The sequence below is a fragment of the Escherichia whittamii genome (assembly GCF_014836715.1).
In the GTDB taxonomy this organism is placed as follows: Bacteria; Pseudomonadota; Gammaproteobacteria; order Enterobacterales; family Enterobacteriaceae; genus Escherichia; species Escherichia whittamii.
Window position 1 is genome coordinate 1 of sequence record NZ_JACSQI010000016.1, and the last position, 21343, is coordinate 21343.

At 52.7% G+C, this 21343-nt stretch carries 21 protein-coding genes; 7 read left to right on the forward strand and 14 right to left on the reverse strand.

Translation table 11 applies throughout. The annotated features are described in order from the left end of the window. Positions 1-88: 88 nt before the first annotated feature. From hemG to pepQ, 4 genes are read right to left on the reverse strand one after another with little or no spacing between them, the layout of a single operon-like run. Entirely contained in the window at positions 89-634 is a 546-nt protein-coding gene (gene hemG / locus H9644_RS19170; protein WP_191776064.1) for a menaquinone-dependent protoporphyrinogen IX dehydrogenase, read from the reverse strand. Between the two features lie 11 nt (positions 635-645). Then, positions 646-2097, reverse strand: coding sequence for a Trk system potassium transporter TrkH (trkH, locus tag H9644_RS19175; RefSeq protein WP_000545681.1), 1452 nt, complete (start codon positions 2095-2097; stop codon positions 646-648). Between the two features lie 38 nt (positions 2098-2135). Continuing rightward, complete coding sequence (locus tag H9644_RS19180) at positions 2136-2750, reverse strand: IMPACT family protein (protein WP_191776068.1); 615 nt, start codon at positions 2748-2750, stop codon at positions 2136-2138. Continuing rightward, positions 2750-4081: a Xaa-Pro dipeptidase gene (gene pepQ, locus H9644_RS19185; RefSeq protein WP_000444561.1), complete on the reverse strand. Its 1332-nt coding sequence runs from the start codon at positions 4079-4081 to the stop codon at positions 2750-2752. Before pepQ ends, H9644_RS19180 begins: the two co-directional genes overlap by 1 nt. 189 nt (positions 4082-4270) lie before the next feature. Between pepQ and fadB the strand changes: the two genes are divergently transcribed. Beyond that, a complete protein-coding gene (fadB, locus tag H9644_RS19190) occupies positions 4271-6460 on the forward strand; it encodes a fatty acid oxidation complex subunit alpha FadB (protein WP_191776071.1) in 2190 nt (729 codons plus the stop codon). A 9-nt stretch (positions 6461-6469) separates the two neighbouring features. Then, on the forward strand, positions 6470-7633 hold the full coding sequence (gene fadA / locus H9644_RS19195; RefSeq protein WP_191776074.1) for an acetyl-CoA C-acyltransferase FadA: 1164 nt from the start codon (positions 6470-6472) through the stop codon (positions 7631-7633). 171 nt (positions 7634-7804) lie between these two features. On the opposite strand, the gene fre is transcribed toward fadA, so the two are convergent. Continuing rightward, entirely contained in the window at positions 7805-8506 is a 702-nt protein-coding gene (gene fre / locus H9644_RS19200; protein ID WP_191776077.1) for an NAD(P)H-flavin reductase, read from the reverse strand. A 45-nt stretch (positions 8507-8551) separates the two neighbouring features. Further along, entirely contained in the window at positions 8552-10045 is a 1494-nt protein-coding gene (ubiD, locus tag H9644_RS19205) for a 4-hydroxy-3-polyprenylbenzoate decarboxylase (protein ID WP_191776080.1), read from the reverse strand. A gap of 166 nt (positions 10046-10211) precedes the next feature. Between ubiD and rfaH the strand changes: the two genes are divergently transcribed. Continuing rightward, entirely contained in the window at positions 10212-10700 is a 489-nt protein-coding gene (rfaH, locus tag H9644_RS19210; RefSeq protein WP_064530590.1) for a transcription/translation regulatory transformer protein RfaH, read from the forward strand. On the opposite strand, the gene tatD is transcribed toward rfaH, so the two are convergent. From tatD to rmuC, 8 genes are all read right to left on the reverse strand, one after another. Next, positions 10697-11479 (reverse strand): 3'-5' ssDNA/RNA exonuclease TatD, encoded by a 783-nt coding sequence (gene tatD / locus H9644_RS19215; protein WP_191776083.1) that lies wholly within the window; start codon positions 11477-11479, stop codon positions 10697-10699. The genes rfaH and tatD overlap by 4 nt on opposite strands. Positions 11480-11520: 41 nt before the next feature. Beyond that, positions 11521-12297, reverse strand: coding sequence for a Sec-independent protein translocase subunit TatC (tatC, locus tag H9644_RS19220; RefSeq protein WP_000109937.1), 777 nt, complete (start codon positions 12295-12297; stop codon positions 11521-11523). Between the two features lie 2 nt (positions 12298-12299). After that, a complete protein-coding gene (gene tatB, locus H9644_RS19225) occupies positions 12300-12815 on the reverse strand; it encodes a Sec-independent protein translocase protein TatB (protein WP_001724133.1) in 516 nt (171 codons plus the stop codon). 3 nt (positions 12816-12818) lie between these two features. Continuing rightward, positions 12819-13088, reverse strand: coding sequence for a Sec-independent protein translocase subunit TatA (tatA, locus tag H9644_RS19230; protein ID WP_001295260.1), 270 nt, complete (start codon positions 13086-13088; stop codon positions 12819-12821). Positions 13089-13166: 78 nt separating this feature from the next. Then, positions 13167-14807, reverse strand: a complete 1641-nt coding sequence (gene ubiB, locus H9644_RS19235) for a ubiquinone biosynthesis regulatory protein kinase UbiB (RefSeq protein WP_064530584.1) — start codon at positions 14805-14807, stop codon at positions 13167-13169. Continuing rightward, positions 14807-15412 (reverse strand): ubiquinone biosynthesis protein UbiJ, encoded by a 606-nt coding sequence (ubiJ, locus tag H9644_RS19240; protein ID WP_064530582.1) that lies wholly within the window; start codon positions 15410-15412, stop codon positions 14807-14809. Before ubiJ ends, ubiB begins: the two co-directional genes overlap by 1 nt. Before the next feature lie 13 nt (positions 15413-15425). Further along, positions 15426-16181: a bifunctional demethylmenaquinone methyltransferase/2-methoxy-6-polyprenyl-1,4-benzoquinol methylase UbiE gene (gene ubiE, locus H9644_RS19245; protein WP_000227958.1), complete on the reverse strand. Its 756-nt coding sequence runs from the start codon at positions 16179-16181 to the stop codon at positions 15426-15428. Between the two features lie 94 nt (positions 16182-16275). Next, positions 16276-17703: a DNA recombination protein RmuC gene (rmuC, locus tag H9644_RS19250; RefSeq protein ID WP_191776086.1), complete on the reverse strand. Its 1428-nt coding sequence runs from the start codon at positions 17701-17703 to the stop codon at positions 16276-16278. A gap of 215 nt (positions 17704-17918) precedes the next feature. Here rmuC and H9644_RS19255 point away from each other — a divergent pair, with 215 nt between their 5' ends. The 4 genes from H9644_RS19255 to H9644_RS19270 are packed head-to-tail and all read left to right on the forward strand — an operon-like array spanning position 17919 to position 21332. Continuing rightward, on the forward strand, positions 17919-18686 hold the full coding sequence (locus H9644_RS19255) for an IclR family transcriptional regulator (protein WP_064530577.1): 768 nt from the start codon (positions 17919-17921) through the stop codon (positions 18684-18686). 23 nt (positions 18687-18709) lie between these two features. After that, positions 18710-19714, forward strand: coding sequence for a 2-dehydro-3-deoxygalactonokinase (locus H9644_RS19260; RefSeq protein WP_191776089.1), 1005 nt, complete (start codon positions 18710-18712; stop codon positions 19712-19714). Continuing rightward, complete coding sequence (locus H9644_RS19265) at positions 19704-20333, forward strand: 2-dehydro-3-deoxy-6-phosphogalactonate aldolase (RefSeq protein ID WP_064530574.1); 630 nt, start codon at positions 19704-19706, stop codon at positions 20331-20333. The genes H9644_RS19260 and H9644_RS19265 overlap by 11 nt, the downstream gene beginning before the upstream one ends. A gap of 24 nt (positions 20334-20357) precedes the next feature. Next, positions 20358-21332: a Bug family tripartite tricarboxylate transporter substrate binding protein gene (locus H9644_RS19270; RefSeq protein ID WP_191776092.1), complete on the forward strand. Its 975-nt coding sequence runs from the start codon at positions 20358-20360 to the stop codon at positions 21330-21332. Positions 21333-21343: the final 11 nt, after the last annotated feature.

Here is a 21343-nt window from a genome sequence, read left to right on the forward strand (position 1 = left end):
AGTGGTGGCGCATTATAGGGAGTTATTCTGAGCTGACAAGAGGAAATTTAAAATAATTTTCCGAATGCGCGTTTTTTATTCTTTATGCTTATTTAGACGTCGCTTTGTTGGTTAAATGAGCGATTTCTCGGGCAAAATTCGCAACCTGCTCCCAATCGGTATAAACAACCTCTTTGCGCGTATCTGTTTCTCCGCCTGACATCTTCATAATCAGCTTGATCATAAAGCGGTCGTACCAACGATAGCGTGGATAACGCAGCGCCCCGGCAATAACGGCACAGCGATCGGGACGCCATTGTGAGTTCATCAGAAACTTCCGCGCGTAGCTGTTAGTCTGCACAGTCCGCTTCTCCGGCTTGCGTGCCACCAGGTTGACGGAGTAAAAGGCACTCGGCATTGAGTTCAGCCGGGTGGCATGCTTTTTGACAAATGCCTGGAACGCAGAATGATAGTGACCGTAGCGAATAGAAGCGCCAATCACCACGCGGTCGTAGTTTTCCCATTGTGGTTCTTCGGTGCGATGCACATTGGCGACATCTGCCTGGATCCCCAGTTCTTTCAGTTCCGAAGCCAGGTACGAGGCAATCTCGCGTGTTTGTCCGTCCCTTGTTGAGAAAAGAATTAATGTTTTCACGTATTACTCCATCATTCACGCCAGAAAGTCGGGGTAAAGAGCACCAGCAAAGTAAAGACTTCCAGACGACCAAATAGCATATTGGCAATCAGGATCCATTTAGCCACCGGGTTCATGCTGGTAAAGTTATCCGCAACCACGCCAAGCCCTGGCCCCAGGTTATTCAATGTCGCAACAACCGACGCAAAGGCAGAAAAGTCATCCACGCCAGTGGCGATAATCGCCAGCATACTGACAATAAACACCAATGCATAGGCGGAGAAAAATCCCCAAACGGCTTCGAGGATACGTTCCGGCAGTGCGCGATTCCCCAGCTTAATGCTATACACGGCGTTCGGGTGCACCAGTCGTTTTAGTTCACGATTCCCCTGCTTGAATAGCAGCAGAATGCGGATCACTTTCAGGCCACCGCCCGTTGACCCGGCGCAACCGCCGATAAAAGCAGAACATAACAGCAGCACCGGCAAGAAGAGCGGCCAGCGGGCAATGCTATCGGTGGTAAACCCGGCGGTTGTCGCCATCGACACCACCTGAAAAAACGCCTGGTTAATTGTCATTAGCGCCGAACTGTAGACATTATGAAACCACAGCACGAGGGTACAAATAACCACCAGCGTAAACTGTACGCCGATAAACATGCGAAATTCCGGATCGCGCCAGTAGACTTTCAGACTACGCCCACTTAGCAGCGAAAAGTGCAGACCGTAGTTACAGCCGGAGATCAGCAGGAAGATAGCAATGATGGTGTTAATGGTCGGGCTATCGAAATAGCCGACGCTGGCATCATGCGTCGAGAAGCCGCCAATGGCGATAGTCGCAAAGCTATGACCGATGGCATCAAAGGCATTCATTCCAGCAAACCACAGCGCCAGCGCACAGGCGACGGTCAGCAGGACATAAATTAACCACAAGGTTTTCGCCGTTTCCGCAATACGCGGGCGCATTTTGTTATCTTTCAGCGGGCCGGGCATTTCTGCGCGATAGAGCTGCATCCCACCAACGCCGAGGATAGGCAGTATCGCGACCGCCAGCACGATGATCCCCATCCCGCCAAACCATTGCAGCATCTGGCGATAAAAGAGGATGGCGTGAGGGAGTGAATCCAGCCCCACCAGCGTAGTTGCCCCCGTGGTAGTCAGGCCGGAGAAAGATTCAAAAAACGCATCGGTAATCGTGAGATTCGGGCTTTCCGAGAAAATAAAAGGGAGCGCACCGACGCTACCCAGCACGGTCCAGAACAGCACCACAATCAGAAACCCTTCACGGGATTTCAGTTCGCCCTTCTCTTTACGGTTAGGCCACCACAGCATAGAGCCAATGGCGAGGGCGACAAAAAAGGTCTGGGTAAAAGCGCGGCCCGCCCCATCCCGGTAGATGAGTGCTACCAGCCCAGGGATAATCATGGTCCCTGAAAATAAGATGACCAGTAGTCCAACGATTCGGGTAATGGCGCGAAAATGCATCTCTGCCGCTTCCTTAGTTCTGCAAAACGAAGTGGGGATTATTCTTCAATCGCTAACAATTGCAATGAACCACGGCTAAAATCCGCCAGCTTTGCGGAAAATTCAGCCACTTTCGCCGCAGGAAGCGCCACCCGCAGCAGAACGAATGCTTGATAATCACTGTTGATAATTTTGCCGTCACACTGCCCCAGCAACGCTTCAATGCCGGTTAACTGACTATATTCACATTGCAAAGTATATTCGGTTAATGGCGTCTTGCGCTGGGTTGTTAGCTGGCGTAGCGCCTGATTCACGCCGCCGCCATACGCTTTCACTAACCCACCGGTGCCAAGCAATATGCCGCCGTAGTAGCGCACCACCACGGCGGTAATTTCCCCAACGCCACTGCCCATTAGCTGGACGAGCATCGGTTTGCCCGCCGTTCCCGCCGGCTCTCCGTCGTCTGAGAAACCCAGTTGCTGTGAATCGTCAGGCGCACCCGCCACCCACGCCACGCAATGGTGGCGAGCATCGGGATGCTCTGCCCGTACCGATTCAACAAACGCTTTCGCCGCCTCAACGCCATCGGTATGTGCCAATAGCGTAATGAAGCGGCTTTTTTTGATCTCTTCAACAACCGTGACCGGTGCCGCGGGTATTAACCAGCTTTCCATCACGCCAGTTTCAGATCCCGGGTCATGTTTTCCACGTTGTTTTCGTGGATCACCACGTTGTCTTCGATACGAATGCCGCCGAACGGTTTCAGTGCTTCAATTTTCTGCCAGTTGAAGTGTTTACTGAACTGCCCTTCACGCCACGGCGCCAGCAGTGATTCGATGAAGTAGATACCCGGTTCGATGGTTAACACCATGCCCGGCTGGAGAATACGAGTGCAACGCAGGTACGGATATTTTGCCGGTGCCGCAAGATGCGTACCGCTATCATCCTGCATAAAACCAGCTACGTCATGCACCTGCAGGCCCAGCGGATGGCCGATACCGTGCGGCATAAACGGTCCAGTCAGATCGTTTTCGACCATCGCCTCTTCACTCATATCGGTGATGATTTGATGTTTACGCAGCAGTTTGGCGATGCGCTGATGGAACTGGATGTGGTAATCCACATAGCTGACGCCCGCTTTCATGGTGGCGATCAGCGCCAGTTGTTCATCATTAACGTCTTTCACCAGCTGTGCGTAGTCGTTATCGCTTTTTGCCGACCAGGTACGGGTCAGGTCAGCCGCATAGCCGTTATATTCTGCCCCGGCATCCAGCAGGAAGCTGCGCATCTCTTCCGGTGCCTGATGATCCAGTTTGGTGTAATGAAGCACCGCAGCGTGTTCGTTAAGCGCCACAATGTTGCTGTAAGGCACGTCGGTATCACGATGACCGGTCGCGGTCAGATAGGCAATATTGATATCGAACTCACTCATACCAGAACGGAACGCTTCTTCTGCCGCGCGATGACCATTGACCGCCATTTTCTGCGCTTCACGCATACAGGCCAGTTCGTACTCGGTTTTAAAGGAGCGGTAGTAATGCAGGTAGTCGATCACCCCTTTCGGGTTAATGTTGCTGGCCTCAATGCCCAGTTGCAGCGCACGTTCCGGTACCGGGCCGATATAACCGATATTGCCGCGCGCAGCGGGCAGCAGGCTACCAATGCCATCGGCTTTCGGCAGCGCGATCACTTCCACATCCTCAGTCCAGAAAGAGGTCGGCAAAGGTTCGACGTTGTGCCAGTAATCAACCGGCAGATAAAACCACAGTTTCGGCTTGTTCACGCCATCCACCAGCAACCAGCAGTTTGGCACCTGGGTTACCGGCACCCACGCTTTGAATTGCGGGTTCACTTTAAACGGATAAGGATGATCGTCGAGAAAAACATTGAACAACTCGCCGGAGTGAATAAGTAATGCATCCAGCTTGAAGCGCGCCAGTGCATCGCGAGTCCGTTCTTGTAAGGTAGCTATATGATTTTTATAGAGCGAGGCCAGTGATTCCATTTTTTACCCTTCTGTTTTTTTGACCTTAAGTCTCCGCATCTTAGCACATCGTTAATACAGAGCGTGATTTCTGCCGAGCGTGATCAGATCGGCATTTCTTTAATCTTTTGTTTGCATATTTTTAACACAAAATACACACTCCATCTCATCTGGTACGACCAGATCACCTTGCGGATTCAGGAGACTGACATGCTTTACAAAGGCGACACCCTGTACCTTGACTGGCTGGAAGATGGCATTGCCGAACTGGTATTTGATGCCCCAGGTTCAGTTAATAAACTCGACACTGCGACCGTCGCCAGCCTCGGCGAAGCCATCGGCGTGCTGGAACAGCAATCAGATTTAAAAGGGCTGCTGCTGCGTTCGAATAAAGCAGCCTTTATCGTCGGTGCCGATATCACCGAATTCTTGTCCCTGTTCCTCGTTCCCGAAGAACAGTTAAGTCAGTGGCTGCATTTTGCCAATAGCGTGTTTAATCGCCTGGAAGATCTGCCGGTGCCGACCATTGCCGCCGTCAACGGCTATGCGCTGGGCGGTGGCTGTGAATGCGTGCTGGCGACCGATTATCGTCTGGCAACGCCAGATCTGCGTATCGGTCTGCCGGAAACCAAACTGGGCATCATGCCGGGCTTTGGCGGTTCTGTACGTATGCCACGTATGCTCGGCGCAGACAGCGCGCTGGAAATCATTGCCGCTGGTAAAGACGTCGGCGCGGATCAGGCGCTGAAAATCGGTCTGGTGGATGGCGTAGTCAAAGCAGAAAAACTGGTTGATGGCGCGATAGCGATTTTACGCCAGGCCATTAACGGCGACCTCGACTGGAAAGCGAAACGTCAGCCGAAGCTGGAACCGCTGAAACTGAGCAAGATTGAAGCCACCATGAGCTTCACCATCGCTAAAGGGATGGTCGCGCAAACGGCAGGAAAACATTATCCGGCGCCCATCACCGCAGTAAAAACCATTGAAGCTGCTGCCCGTTTTGGTCGTGAAGAAGCCTTAAACCTGGAAAACAAAAGCTTTGTCCCGCTGGCGCATACCAACGAAGCCCGCGCACTGGTCGGCATTTTCCTTAACGATCAATATGTAAAAGGCAAAGCGAAGAAACTCACCAAAGACGTTGAAACACCGAAGCAGGCCGCCGTTCTGGGCGCAGGCATTATGGGTGGCGGTATCGCTTACCAGTCCGCGTGGAAAGGCGTACCGGTTGTCATGAAAGATATCAACGACAAGTCGTTAACCCTCGGTATGACAGAGGCCGCGAAACTGCTGAACAAGCAGCTTGAGCGCGGCAAGATCGATGGTCTGAAACTGGCTGGCGTGATCTCCACGATCCAGCCAACGCTCGACTATGCCGGGTTTGACCGCGTGGATGTTGTGGTAGAAGCGGTTGTTGAAAACCCGAAAGTGAAAAAAGCCGTGCTGGCAGAAACCGAGCAGAAAGTACGTCCGGATACCGTGCTGGCCTCTAACACTTCAACCATTCCTATCAGCGAACTGGCCAATGCGCTGGAACGCCCGGAAAACTTCTGCGGGATGCACTTCTTTAACCCGGTTCACCGGATGCCGTTAGTAGAAATTATTCGCGGCGAGAAAAGCTCTGACGAAACCATCGCGAAAGTCGTCGCCTGGGCGAGCAAGATGGGTAAAACGCCAATTGTGGTTAACGACTGCCCGGGCTTCTTCGTTAACCGCGTGCTGTTCCCCTACTTCGCGGGATTCAGCCAGTTGCTTCGCGACGGCGCGGACTTCCGCAAGATCGACAAAGTGATGGAAAAACAGTTTGGCTGGCCGATGGGTCCGGCATATCTGCTGGATGTCGTGGGGATTGATACCGCGCATCACGCTCAGGCGGTAATGGCAGCAGGCTTCCCGCAGCGGATGCAGAAAGATTATCGCGATGCCATCGACGCACTGTTTGATGCCAACCGTTTTGGTCAGAAGAACGGCCTCGGTTTCTGGCGTTATAAAGAAGACAGCAAAGGCAAGCCGAAGAAAGAAGAAGATACCGCCGTTGACGACCTGCTGGCAGAAGTCAGCCAGCCGAAGCGTGATTTCAGCGAGGAAGAGATTATCGCCCGCATGATGATCCCGATGGTCAACGAAGTGGTGCGCTGTCTGGAAGAAGGCATTATCGCCACTCCGGCAGAAGCGGATATGGCGCTGGTCTACGGCCTGGGCTTCCCTCCGTTCCACGGCGGCGCGTTCCGCTGGCTGGACACCCTCGGTAGCGCAAAATACCTCGATATGGCACAGCAATATCAGCACCTCGGCCCGCTATATGAAGTGCCGGAAGGTCTGCGTAATAAAGCGCGTCATAACGAACCGTACTATTCCCCGGTTGAGCCAGCCCGTCCGGTTGGCGACCTGAAAACGGCTTAAGGAGTCACAATGGAACAGGTTGTCATTGTCGATGCAATTCGCACCCCGATGGGCCGTTCGAAGGGCGGTGCTTTTCGTAACGTGCGTGCGGAAGATCTCTCCGCTCATTTAATGCGTAGCCTGCTGGCGCGTAACCCGGCGCTGGAAGCGGCCGCCCTCGACGATATTTACTGGGGCTGTGTGCAGCAGACGCTGGAGCAAGGTTTTAACATCGCCCGTAACGCGGCGCTGTTGGCTGAAGTGCCGCACTCTGTCCCGGCGGTTACCGTCAATCGCTTGTGTGGTTCATCCATGCAGGCACTGCATGACGCAGCACGAATGATCATGACCGGCGATGCGCAGGCATGTCTGGTCGGCGGCGTGGAACATATGGGCCATGTACCGATGAGCCACGGTGTCGATTTTCACCCCGGACTTAGCCGCAATGTCGCCAAAGCGGCGGGCATGATGGGCTTAACGGCAGAAATGCTGGCGCGTATGCACGGTATCAGCCGTGAAATGCAGGATGCCTTTGCCGCACGGTCACACGCTCGCGCCTGGGCCGCCACGCAGTCGGGGGCATTTAAAAATGAAATCATCCCGACCGGTGGTCACGATGCCGACGGCGTCCTGAAGCAGTTTAATTACGACGAAGTGATTCGCCCGGAAACCACCGTGGAAGCCCTCGCCACGCTGCGTCCGGCGTTTGATCCAGTCAGCGGTACGGTGACTGCGGGTACGTCTTCTGCTCTCTCCGATGGCGCAGCTGCCATGCTGGTGATGAGCGAAAGCCGCGCCCGTGAATTAGGTCTTCAGCCGCGCGCCCGCGTGCGCTCGATGGCGGTCGTCGGTTGTGATCCGTCGATTATGGGTTATGGCCCGGTTCCGGCCTCGAAGCTGGCGCTGAAAAAAGCGGGGCTTTCTGCCAGCGATATCGGCGTATTCGAGATGAACGAAGCCTTTGCCGCGCAGATCCTGCCGTGTATTAAAGATCTCAGGTTAATGGAGCAGATTGACGAGAAGATCAATCTCAACGGTGGCGCGATCGCACTGGGCCATCCGCTGGGCTGTTCCGGCGCGCGTATCAGCACCACGCTGCTGAATCTGATGGAGCGCAAAGACGTCCAGTTCGGTCTGGCGACGATGTGTATCGGTCTGGGTCAGGGTATTGCAACGGTGTTTGAGCGGGTTTAAACACATGCCGGATGCGGCGTAAACGCCTTATCCGGCCCTATTTGTAGGCACGATAAGACGCGACAGCGTCGCATCGGGCATTGTTTGCCGGATGCGACATAGATGTAAATGCCACTGTATAAAGTTTTAGTTGCCGTTTTTCCCGCCTGTCAGGGGCGGGTTTTTTATGGCTTAGATAAACGCAAACGCATCGCCAAACAGGCGATCTTCCCGCGCATTACGCTCACGACAAAACAGGTCACGGGCGATTTTCGCCATCTCAAAACGTCCGGCGATATAAATATCGTGCTCCGCCAGCGTACCGTGATCCTGCAACACCGCCGTTAATACCGTTCCGGTACGCCCGCGCCAGCCTGCTTCCGGCTGTTCGACCACCGGCACCACTTGCAGGCCAGGATGCTTCAGAGAAAGCGCCTCAAGCTCGGAAAGATCGTAAAGATGCTGCTCTTCACGCCCGCCCCAGTATATGGTGATATCGCGATTGGGATTACGCGCCAGCGCCGTCAGCAAAATCGAGCGCGCATAAGAGAAGCCAGTACCGCCAGCAATCAGTATCATCGGACGTTCTTCATCATCGCGCAGCCATGCCTCACCGTGCGGAATATCCACCACGATTTGATGATCTTTGAGAATGCGGTCCATGACAGCTTTCGCGTAAAGATTGATTTCCGAAGCGCCGATATGCAGCTCGATAAACCCTTTTTCATTCGGCGTCGAAGCCATTGAGAACGGGCGTTTGTCACGCTCGTCCATCACTACCATCAAATACTGACCAGCACGAAAAGAAAAGGCCGCGTCTGGCACGATTCGGACACGATATACGGTATCGGTGATAGCTTCTACCGAGGTCACTTTACAGCTTAAGGTTGTCATGCGCTTTCTCTGTCGGATCGATAAATAGGGCAATACAAACGCGCCTCAGGCGCTTTTACCGTTGTTAAAAATAGCCAGTTCATCCCAGATGGCATCAATACGTGCGACGACGTCCGGATCTTTTGTGATTGGACGTCCCCATTCACGCTGAGTTTCCCCTGGCCATTTATTCGTGGCATCCAGCCCCATTTTTGAACCCAGCCCGGAGACGGGCGAGGCAAAATCCAGATAATCAATAGGCGTATTTTCCACCAACACCGTATCCCGCGCAGGGTCCATACGGGTGGTAATTGCCCAAATCACATCGTTCCAGTCGCGTGCGTTAACATCATCATCGCAGACGATCACGAACTTAGTGTACATAAACTGGCGTAAGAATGACCAGACGCCCATCATGACGCGCTTTGCGTGTCCAGCGTACTGCTTTTTGATCGTCACGACCGCCAGGCGATAGGAGCAACCTTCCGGCGGCAGGTAGAAATCGACAATTTCCGGAAACTGTTTTTGCAGAATCGGCACGAACACTTCGTTCAACGCCACGCCCAGTACCGCAGGTTCATCTGGCGGACGCCCGGTATAGGTGGAGTGATAAATCGCATCTTCACGCTGGGTAATATGTGTCACGGTAAATACCGGGAAACTATCGACTTCGTTATAGTAACCGGTGTGGTCGCCATACGGCCCTTCCGGCGCCATCTCACCAGGCTCAATATACCCTTCCAGTACGATTTCTGCACTGGCAGGCACTTCGAGGTCATTGGAAATACATTTCACCACTTCGGTTTTCGTGCCGCGTAGCAACCCGGCAAAAGCATATTCCGACAATGTATCCGGAACTGGCGTCACTGCGCCGAGAATGGTTGCAGGATCAGCACCCAGCGCCACAGAAACCGGGAAACGTTCGCCCGGATGCGCCGCGCACCACTCCTGATAATCCAGTGCGCCGCCGCGATGCGACAGCCAGCGCATAATCAGTTTATTTTTACCAATCAACTGCTGGCGATAAATGCCCAGATTCTGCCGCTCTTTATGCGGGCCGCGCGTCACGGTCAGCCCCCAGGTAATCAGCGGAGCGGCGTCTTCCGGCCAGCAGGTCATAATGGGGATACGATTAAGATCGACGTCATCACCAGAGACGATTTTTTGTTGGCAAGGTGCACCGCGCAGCCGTTTCGTCGGCATGTTCAACACCTGCTTAAACTGCGGCAGTTTATCAAACAGGTCGCGGAAACCTTTTGGCGGCTCCGGCTCTTTCAGAAACGCCAATAATTTACCGACCTCACGCAGTGCCGAAACATCTTCCTGGCCCATGCCCATCGCCACGCGCTTTGGCGTACCAAACAGGTTGCACAGCACCGGCATCGAATAACCTTTGGGGTTTTCAAACAACAACGCAGGTCCACCGGCACGCAGAGTGCGGTCAGCAATTTCAGTGATTTCCAGATGCGGATCCACCGGGAGCGTGATACGTTTTAGCTCACCCTGCTGTTCAAGCAGCGTCAGGAAGTCGCGTAAATCGTTATATTTCATGGCGTCCATTGTAGCCTCTTAATCTTCGCCCATTATACGGCGTTCATCTTCGCGATGCTGTAAATTTGTTAAATTAGCGTGAACTCTGACGGCATAACGCAAACCGGGGAATATAATTAACTTAGCGTGAAGCTTTTGCTATCCTTGCGCCCCGATTAAACGGATAAGAGTCATTATGCAATCCTGGTATTTACTGTACTGCAAGCGCGGGCAACTTCAACGTGCCCAGGAACACCTCGAAAGACAGGCGGTGAATTGCCTGGCGCCGATGATCACCCTGGAAAAAATCGTGCGAGGCAAACGTACCGCAGTCAGTGAACCCTTGTTCCCCAACTACCTGTTTGTGGAATTTGACCCGGAAGTGATTCATACCACAACTATCAGCGCTACCCGCGGTGTCAGCCACTTTGTGCGCTTTGGCGCATCGCCGGCGATAGTCCCATCAGCGGTAATTCATCAACTGTCGGTATATAAACCGGAAGATATTGTTGATCCGGCGACACCATATCCTGGTGATAAGGTGCTTATCACCGAAGGTGCTTTCGAAGGTTTTCAGGCTATTTTCACCGAACCCGACGGCGAGGCTCGCTCTATGCTATTGCTTAATCTTATCAATAAAGAGATTAAGCACAGTGTGAAGAACACCGAGTTCCGCAAACTCTAGAACGCAATCCCAAATAACTTTTTAACATTGGCATCCGTGGTGGCAGCCAGCCATGCGGCATCTTCCCCACGCCAGTGTGCAATACGTTGCAAAATATGGGGCAGACAGGCTGGCTCATTACGCCGTGACGATGGCTTCGGCGTGAGATCGCGCGGAAGCAAATACGGTGCATCTGTCTCAACCAGCAATTTCTCCGCCGGAATAAATGGCAACAGTTCTCTCAGCTCTAGTCCGCGTCGTTCATCGCAAACCCAACCAGTAATGCCGATATAAATTCCGCGTACCACGCACGCCTGCATCTCTTCGCGTGTACCGGTAAAACAGTGCAACACCGCGCCAGGCAGTTTATCCAGCCACGGTTCCAGCAACGTCATAAACCGCTCGTGGGCATCGCGGCAGTGCATAAATACCGGCATGTTTAACTCTGCGGCAATGCGCAACTGGACGACAAAGGCTCGTTCTTGTTCTTCCGGCGTGGAAAAGTTGCGGTTAAAGTCAAGACCACACTCGCCAATCGCCACTACTTCTGGCTGCGCGGCCAGCTCAATAATCGCTTCTTCGGTCGCAGCTTGCCACTGGCTACTGTCGTGAGGATGCACACCCGCCGTTGACCAACAGGACGAATACTGACGCGCCAGCTTTTGCGCCTGCTGGCTTTCGCGCAGGTTATTGCCGGTGATAAGTAGCCCATCAACTCCCGCATCAAAAGCGCGCGCTACAACATCGTCACGGTCTTTCGCAAATTGCGAACTGGTCAGATTAACGCCAATATCAAACATCCTGCACTCCATATGACAACCGCCCTGACGGGCGGTTGAATTTATTCTTCAGTTTTTTCGCTTTCTGCTTCAGCGTCGTTTTCTTCTTCCCGGTTTCGACCTTTACCAACGTAAAAGCGTGAGAAGAAGACGCCAATTTCAAACAGGCAGTACATCGGGATCGCCAGCAGCGTTTGCGAGAAGACATCCGGTGGCGTCAGCAGCATCCCGACGACAAATGCGCCAACCAGCACATACGGACGTTTTTTGCGTAAGTCTTCTGGCGAGGTAATCCCCATCCAGCACAGCAGCACAATCGCTACAGGCACTTCAAAGGAGATACCAAACGCCATAAACAGCGCCATCACGAAGCTCAAATAGCTGGCAATGTCGGTGGATACCTGCACCCCTTCAGGCGCGGTATTGGCAAGGAAACCAAACGCCAGCGGGAAGACCACGAAATAAGCGAACGCCATGCCGATATAAAACAGCAGAGAGCTGGAAACCAGCAGCGGCACCACAAGGCGACGTTCGTGCTTATACAGTGCAGGAGCGATAAATGCCCACACCTGATAGAGAATCACCGGCGCTGACAGAATCAGCGACACCATAAAGGTCAGCTTGATTGGCGTAAAGAACGGCGAGGCCACGTCGGTGGCGATCATCGTTGAACCTTGCGGCAACTGCTTGATCAACGGCGCGGATACCAGGTGATAGATATCATTGGCGAAATAGACCAAACACAGGAATATCACGATCACCGCGATAATGCAGTTCAGCAGACGCTTACGCAGCTCAATCAGATGCGTGATAAGCGGTTGAGTATCTTCTACAGACATGTTTACGGTTTATCACTCGACGAAGGGGAAGGTGCAGCGGTTTTCGGTTCAGCGTCCGCAGCAGGTTTTACCACCGACTCTGGCGTGGTTTCTGGCTTCTGTTCCGGCGAACTGGCCTGCGTTTGTGCAGCGGCAGGCGTTACGCCTTCATGCGCAGCTTCATTATCTTTCACCACCGGGTTATGGATGGTGTGCGCTTCATCGCTCGCCTTTTCAGGATCGTTTGCAACGTAGGAACGCTTCATCGACTCCGCGGCCTGGCGTAGTTCATCCATCGACGCTTTTAGTTCGGGCGTAAGGTTGGTGAGACTCGCCTTTTCAACCTTTTTCAGGCTGTCCTGAAACTCCTGGAGTTTTAACTCCTGGGTCAGTTCGTTCTGCACCGTTGTCGCCAGTGAACGCAACGCGCGAATCCAGCCCGCAACCGTTTTTACCGCTACAGGCAGTCGTTGCGGCCCCAGAACGACGAGGCCGATGATGAACACCAATAGCAGTTCGCTAAAACCGATATCAAACACGGATTACACCTGCTCTTTATCGTGGCGCTTTGCGTCTTCTGTTTTAGCCTGTTCCTGATTCGTATCCGCCTGCTTATCGGCGATAGTTTTCGCAGTAAAATCAGCATCCTGACTGGTTTTATCCTGCTTTGGTTCATCATCGCTCATTGCTTTTTTAAAGCCTTTGATCGATGCACCAAGATCGGAACCGATGGAGCCGAGCTTTTTGGTGCCAAAAAGCAGTACAACGATGACGGCAATAATCAATAACTGCCAAATACTGATACCACCCATACATGTTCCTCTGTGGTAGATGATGATTAAACAAGGCCGCATTATACGTTACACGGCCCGCCTTGAGCGATGAAAAAATCAGCGTGTTTTGCGCCAACCGACAAACCAGGCGATCAGACCGCCCGCCATTAGCCAGCCGGGCATCAGCCCCCATTCAGGTCGGCTGACCAACAAGAATGTACCGCTTAATACTAACGTCGCGCCAATTCCGAGAAAATAACGCGATTGCCCCTGACGTACATGATTTGACTGAAGCTCGCGCGCAATCTTATCAACACTGTGCTGTAAATACTTGCCCTGGCGCAAACTGTCGTAAACCAGCTCAGGCAGTTCTGGCATTTTTTCGACCCAGAACGGCGCTTTTTCCTTAAATGCTCTCACCAGCGCAGGAATACCGACCTGATCTTTAATCCACGACTCGAGGAAAGGCTTCGCCGTTTTCCATAAATCGAGCTGCGGATAAAGCTGGCGTCCTACCCCTTCGATGTAGAGTAAGGTTTTCTGGAGTAACACCAGTTGCGGTTGCACTTCCATATTGAAGCGACGCGCCGTATTAAACAGATTTAACAGCACATGTCCAAACGAAATTTCTGCCAGTGGTTTTTCAAAAATAGGTTCACAGACCGTACGAATGGCAAATTCGAACTCTTCGACGTTGGTATCTGGCGGAACCCAGCCTGAATCGACGTGCAGTTCTGCCACTTTGCGATAGTCACGGTTAAAGAAAGCGATAAAGTTTTCTGCCAGATAGCGTTTATCTTCTTTGTTTAGCGAGCCGACTATTCCGCAATCAATGCCGATATATTTCGGGTTTTCTGGGTGTTCATAGCTTACGAAGATGTTACCTGGATGCATATCGGCATGGAAAAAGCTGTCGCGAAAGACCTGGGTGAAGAACACCTGCACACCGCGTTCTGCCAGCAATTTCATGTTGGTGCCGTTTTTCTCCAGCGCTGCGACATCAGAAACGGGAATGCCGTAAATGCGCTCCATCACCATCATCCCTTCACTGCAATAGTCAGGGTAAACTTCCGGGATGTAGAGCATCGGGCTATTTTCGAAATTACGCCGAAGCTGAATGGCGTTAGCGGATTCCCGTAACAGATTCAGTTCATCAATCAGCGTTTTTTCGTACTCGCGCACCACTTCAGTTGGACGTAGACGACGACCATCCGGCAGTAAGCGCGGCACCCAACGGGCCAGACGGTAGATAAGTTTCAGATCCGCTTTAATCACTGGCAAAATATCCGGGCGGATAACTTTAATCACCACCTCTTTGCCATTCGACTTCAACCGAGCAGTATGCACCTGCGCAACGGAAGCCGATGCCAGGGGCGTAATGTCAAAATCATCAAACCACGCTTCCACCGGCAGGCCCCCCATCGCAGCTTCAATCTGCTGCTTCGCCAGCTTGCCATCAAACGGAGCGACTTTGTCCTGCAAGAGTGCCAGTTGGTCAGCAATATGCGGCGGGAACAGGTCGCGACGGGTAGACAACATCTGCCCAAACTTGATCCATACCGGACCCAGCTCTTGCAGCGCCAGTCGCAGTCGCTCACCTAACGGTTTATCTTTATGCCGGTTTGGCATCCAGAAGAGCGTGTATCGCCATAGCCGCAGCGGCAAGGTGATACGCATTTTAGGGATCAGTTCATCAAGTCCGTAGCTTAAAAAAGTGCGAATGATGAAATACAGGCGCCGTACTTCACCTGGCGTCATTAAACTGCCTCCAGTTTTTCCAGCCGTTTGGTTAACGCATCAACGGCACGTTCAACAGCGGCTGTCTCTTCCGCAAACCAGGCCACTTCAAGCGGACCAGGTGCCATACGCCACTCTTCGGTAATTGCTTCTGCCACGTAACGTTGCTGGCGTTTAATACCGTGATGCAGGAACTTTGCGCCACCGCGCAGAGCTTTGCTGATGCCTTCGGCGGCGATATCACCGGTATAAGGAGCCAGCAGTTCCGCAGGATCAAACTCCGCCAGATCTGCCAGCGCCACGAAGTTCTGTACGACCTGAATATCGCCCTGCACTTCCAGCTCGCCACTGCGGATTAACGCGGCAAGTTGCTGGCGATCGCGAAGTTTCGGCAACACACTGGCGTAGGCGATAACGGTGCAGTCAGCATCGCTGGCCCATTCGCCCAGCACATCGACCTGGCGTTCACTAAACACCAGAATTAGCGACGTCGAAAAGCCTTTTACCTCTATGCGCAATACTTTGCCCAGCAGACGCGAGCGGGCAGTTTTCAGCGCGGGTGAACGATACAGGAAGGTGTTGAGCAGACTTTCTATTCCTGCCGTCACTAAAGGTTTAAAAGGCATAGTCGTACTCCTGTCAGAACTTATAACCACGATGCAGCGCCACAACGCCAGCCGTCAGGTTGTAATAATCGACACTTTCGAATCCTGCATCCTGCATCATGGCTTTCAGGGTATCCTGATCGGGATGCATACGGATGGATTCGGCCAGATAGCGGTAGCTGTCAGCATCGTTCGCCACCAGCGAGCCAATACGTGGCAGCACATGGAAGGAATATGCGTCATAGGCTTTGCTTAACGGTTCGATAATCGGCTTCGAGAACTCAAGCACCAGCAGACGACCGCCAGGTTTCAGCACGCGATACATCGAACGCAGGGCTTTATCTTTATCGGTGACGTTACGCAGACCAAACGAGATGGTGATGCAATCAAAAGTGTTATCCGGGAACGGCAGCGCCTCGGCGTTTGCCTGAACATACTCAACGTTGCCAATCACACCGATATTGCGCAGTTTCTCACGGCCCATCTTGAGCATGGATTCATTGATATCGGCGAGGACCACTTTGCCAGTTTCACCGACCAGGCGGGAGAATTTTGCCGTCAGATCGCCGGTACCGCCAGCCAGATCCAGCACGGTCTGCCCTCGACGCACGCCGCTGCAATCGATCGTGAATCGCTTCCACAAACGATGAATACCAAATGACATCAAATCATTCATGACATCATATTTCGATGCCACGGAATGGAAAACGTGGGCGACCATATCCGCTTTTTGTTCCTTCGCGACGGTCTGAAAACCAAAGTGCGTCGTTTCTTGTGACTTATCCACCATCTCAATGCCTGCTCATCAAAAAATTGTTCCAGAAGTGTAACAGATTGGGCGTCGATGCCCTAGATATCTACCCGGCTTAACTACCCCTAATGGGCTAGCGCGACTGCTGATTATATTCATCATCGCGTTGATAAGCTTCATTATTCGGCTGCCCCGGAACTGACCGCAGTCGATACTCCTCATCCTGGCTCACTGCCTGTTCAGCTAAATCCGGGTTAATCTCGCGTTTAATTTCTACCCCTAAACCGCGAAATGCTTCTGCCTGCGCCAGCACATTTCCGCGACCTGAAGAAAGTTTTTTCATCGCCTGGCGATAGTTATCCTGCGCTTTGTCCAGACTTTGACCAATTGCGGACATATCATCAATAAACAGACGCATCTTGTCGTACAGCTTGCTGGCGCGATCGGCGATTTGTTGGGCGTTACGGCTTTGATGCTCATAACGCCACAGGTTGGCGATAGTACGCAACGCCACCAGCAGCGTAGTGGGGCTAACCAGCATGATATTGTTCTTTAACGCTTCGGTGATCAGCTCCGGCTGGCGATCAAGCGCCAATAAAAACGCCGGTTCGACAGGGATAAACATCAGCACGTAATCCAGCGTTCGTAGCCCCGGCAGCTGTTGATAGTCTTTACGCCCAAGCAAGCGGATGTGATTACGTACCGAAGCAATATGCTCCTGCAATGCGCTTTCGCGGGTATAGTCGTCTTCGGCGTTAAAATAGCGTTCATAGGCGACCAGCGTCATTTTGGCGTCGATCACCACATCTTTTCCTTGCGGCAGCCGTACGATGACATCCGGCTGCATCCGCGAACGGGCGTCATTTTCGATGCTGACCTGGGTTTCATATTCATACCCTTCGCGCAGTCCGGAAGCCTCCAGCACCCGCGTCAGTACCACTTCGCCCCAGTTCCCCTGGGTTTTGTTATCGCCTTTCAGCGCGCGGGTCAGGTTGATCGCTTCCTGGGCCATTTGCGCGTTGAGTTGCTGTAGATTACGAATTTCGTGGGTCAGGGTATGGCGTTCTTGTGCTTCTTTACCAAAGCTGTCCTGTACCTGTCGGCGAAAACCATCCAGTTGTTCTCGCAGCGGCGATAGCAGGTTGTTCAGACTCTGACGATTTTGCTCATCAACCCGGCGATTACTGTGCTCAAAAATACGGTTGGCGAGATTTTCAAATTGCTCGCTCAAACGCTGCTCGCTGTTGATCATCTGGCGGATTTTATCGTCAGCGTGTTGCTGTGCGGCTTCCATCCGCGTGGTTACTTCACGCAGATCTGCCTCCAGCGAGGTGTTAATACTTTGCAGACTACGCACTTCGTTATTGAGCAATTCACACTCTGCACGCCAGTGCTCGCTTTGGGTAATTTGTTGTTTTGCCGCACTTAACTCCGCGACCATCTCTTCACGTTCGGCTAATTGCTCGGCTTTTTGCTGCGCATGCTGATAACTGGCAAACAGCCAGCCGATGACCACACTGACCAGCGCAATAATGGCATAAACAATGATTGAGAAATCCACAAAGCCTCCTGACGCAACAACTTACCCGCACAAAATAGAATTGTGCTGTACAAACGTCCAGTTTGAAAGGCATTTCCTGCGAGGCGCTACGCAAAACGATCGTTTATTTCGCTTATTTCATCCCACAATATGAGACTGTGTTTATATTGTGGGAATCATCACCTTTTTCTCACTTTATTCTGTGAAACACTCAGCAATATCATCAGGAGACACCTATGGCAGAAACCTCTTCAACCACCGCTGGCGCACAAACGTTATTACGCGGACTGGCGGTTATTAATGCTGTTTATAACGGTTGCCATGACCTGAAAAGTATCGGCGAGTTCACCGGCACGACGCGGAGTACAACCCATCGTTTAGTCACTGTTTTGGTGGAGCAACGCTATCTGCGCCATGTCCCAACTCAGGGCTACCAACTGGGCGCCAAACTGATCGAACTCGGTGCCAGAGCGCTGGAAAGCACCTCATTGTATGAAGTTGCGCTGCCCGTTTTGCAGCGTCTGGCCCGTTACACCCTGGACACTGTGCATCTGGGGATCGTTGAAGGCGACGAAGTGCTGTATCTGGAGAAGATCAACAGTCAGCGTGGGCTGGAGATGCGCTCACGTCCTGGGCATCGCATGCCACTGGCGATTACAGGAATCGGTAAGGCGTTAATCCTCAACAGAACAGAAGAAGAGTGGCGCACGCTATTTTTGACTTGTGGTGATGAAACAAAACTGGGCGCATTTATACAAAATATGCGCCGTTACGCCGCCAATGGTTTCGCTTTTGATCTGGAAGAGAACGAGCCCACTATCCGTTGCGTTGCAGCGCCAGTTTACAACGCACGGAATGAAATTGTGGCGGCCATTTCTGTCGCCAGTACCACCACATATATGTCGCTGGCGCGCCTGGAAGAACTGGCACCTTACGTCAAATCCTGTGCAGAAGAGATATCCGCTGAACTGGGCTGGGGTAAGCACGTCCGCAAAGATAAATAAACCATGACTAAAGGAAACGGCTAATGTCGGGAAAGACCTCATTTATTGCCCTGGACTGGGGAACGTCATCGCTTCGGGCATGGCGTTTTGGTGACTCACCAGATCCACAAGAAAAACGTGAATTCCCCTGGGGGATCATGAAATTACCCTCCCAGGCAGCAACACGTGAGGAAGCTTTCCACGATACATTTTTACGTGTCTGTGGCGACTGGCTGACGCAAGCTCCCTGCCCGGTTCTGGCTTGTGGCATGATTGGCAGTGCGCAAGGGTGGCAACCAGCAGCTTATTTACCTTGCCCGGTCACTCTCGATGGCCTGGCGAAGCAGCTGACGCCGGTTATCCACCAGCAGCAGACAATGTTGCACATTATTCCCGGCGTGATTAAAGAAGGTGAAATGCCCGAAGTGATGCGTGGCGAAGAGACACAAATCTTCGGTGCCATCGCAATGGAACCTGCCCTGCAAGACGCAATCCGCAAGGGTGTGCCGGTGCTGATTGGCTTACCAGGCACCCATGCAAAATGGGCGGTAGTTGAAAACAACACCATTACCGATTTCCGAACCTTTATGACGGGCGAGTTATTTGATGTTTTATCCCGCCATTCGATTCTCGGTACAACCATGCGTCCGGGCGACGAGCCGCACTGGGATGCCTTTGCCCATGGGCTGACAGCGGCACTTGAGCATCATCAGACCGGATTATTATCGACGCTGTTTTCGACCCGTTCGCGCCTGCTAACTGATAATCTTACGCCGTCCTCACAGGGCGATTACCTTTCCGGGTTACTGATAGGCCATGAATTATGTGGTCTGGCATCCAGTTTGCTGCGTGATTTACCCGCCACAACACCGATCGCCTTAATCGGTAGCGCCACCCTGAACAGCCGCTATTCACGGGCGTTCAGCCATGTTTTTCCCGACAGACAGCTACACGCCATTCCTAATGCTACTGAACAGGGATTATGGCGAATCGCCCACTCTGCCGGGTTACTCTCCACCAACGCCAGGGAATGTACTCATGCCATTTAATACTCTTTTGCAAAAAACCGGGTTAGTCGCCATTTTACGCGGCGTGAAACCGGATGAGATTGTCGCCATCGGTGAAAAGCTGTATGCCGCCGGATTCCGCCTGATTGAGATCCCCATGAACTCGCCGGAACCGTTGCAAAGTATCAGTTTACTGCGCGATGCCCTGCCTAAGGACTGCCTGGTCGGAGCCGGCACCGTGCTTTCGGTAGAGCAGGTGGTCGCGGTTAAAGAGGCTGGAGGCCAGATTATCGTGATGCCGCATTGCGATACTGCGGTGATCCGTCGCGCCCGTGCGCTGGGTATGTATTGTGCGCCTGGCGTCGCTACGCCCACCGAAGCTTTTGCTGCCATTGAACATGGCGCCAATGCTATCAAGCTGTTTCCGGCGGAACAAATTACGCCAGAAGTCACTAAAGCCTGGCGTGCAGTTATTCCGCAATCCGTTCCGATGTTACCGGTTGGTGGTATCACACCGGAAACCATGGCGCGTTATCTGAGCCACGGCGCAAACGGCTTCGGTTTGGGGTCTGCGCTATATCGCCCCGGCATGACGCCAGAACAGGTCTATGAAAATGCAGTACTGTTTATGAACGCATGGAACGATTTAAATAACAAGTAACTGATAAATAAGGATATAAAAACAATGATAAAACATCTTACCTTACCGAAAAAAATGGCTGCAATGGTACTTCTTGCAGGCGCTGCCCTCAGCACTGCGCCTGTACAGGCGGCTTCCTGGCCAACCAAACAGATCGAGTTAGTCATACCCTACGCTGCCGGTGGTGGTACGGACCTGGTGGCCCGCGCCTTTGCTGATGCCGCCAAAAACCATTTACCCGTCAGCATCGGGGTTATCAATAAACCTGGCGGTGGTGGAGCTATCGGCCTGAGTGAAATCGCCGCTGCCCGCCCTAACGGTTACAAAATCGGTTTAGGTACGGTTGAACTGACCACCCTTCCCAGCCTCGGAATGGTGCGTTTTAAAACAAGCGACTTCAAACCCATTGCCCGTCTGAATGCGGATCCGGCGGCTATCACCGTCCGTGCCGATGCGCCGTGGAATAGCTATGAAGAATTTATGACTTACGCCAAAGCGAATCCCGGAAAAGTACGCATTGGTAACTCAGGCACCGGAGCTATCTGGCATCTGGCGGCAGCTGCACTGGAAGACAAAACGGGCGCAAAGTTTTCTCATGTCCCGTATGACGGCGCAGCCCCTGCCATTACAGGCCTGTTAGGCGGGCACATTGAAGCGGTTTCCGTAAGCCCAGGAGAAGTTATCAACCATGTGAAAGGCGGCAAGCTGAAGACACTGGTGGTGATGGCGGATGAGCGAATGAAAACCATGCCTGACGTCCCGACATTAAAAGAGAAAGGCGTTGATCTCTCCATCGGCACCTGGCGCGGCCTGATTGTGTCGCAAAAAACGCCGCAGGATGTGGTGGATGTTCTGGCAAAGGCAGCAAAAGAGACGGCTGAAGAGCCTGCATTCCAGGATGCACTGCAAAAGTTGAATCTCAACTATGCATGGCTTGATGGTGCCAGCTTCCAGACCCAAATCAACGAGCAGGAAAAGTACTTTGACGAGCTGCTGACTCGCCTGGGCCTGAAAAAATAATCCCGAGGTAC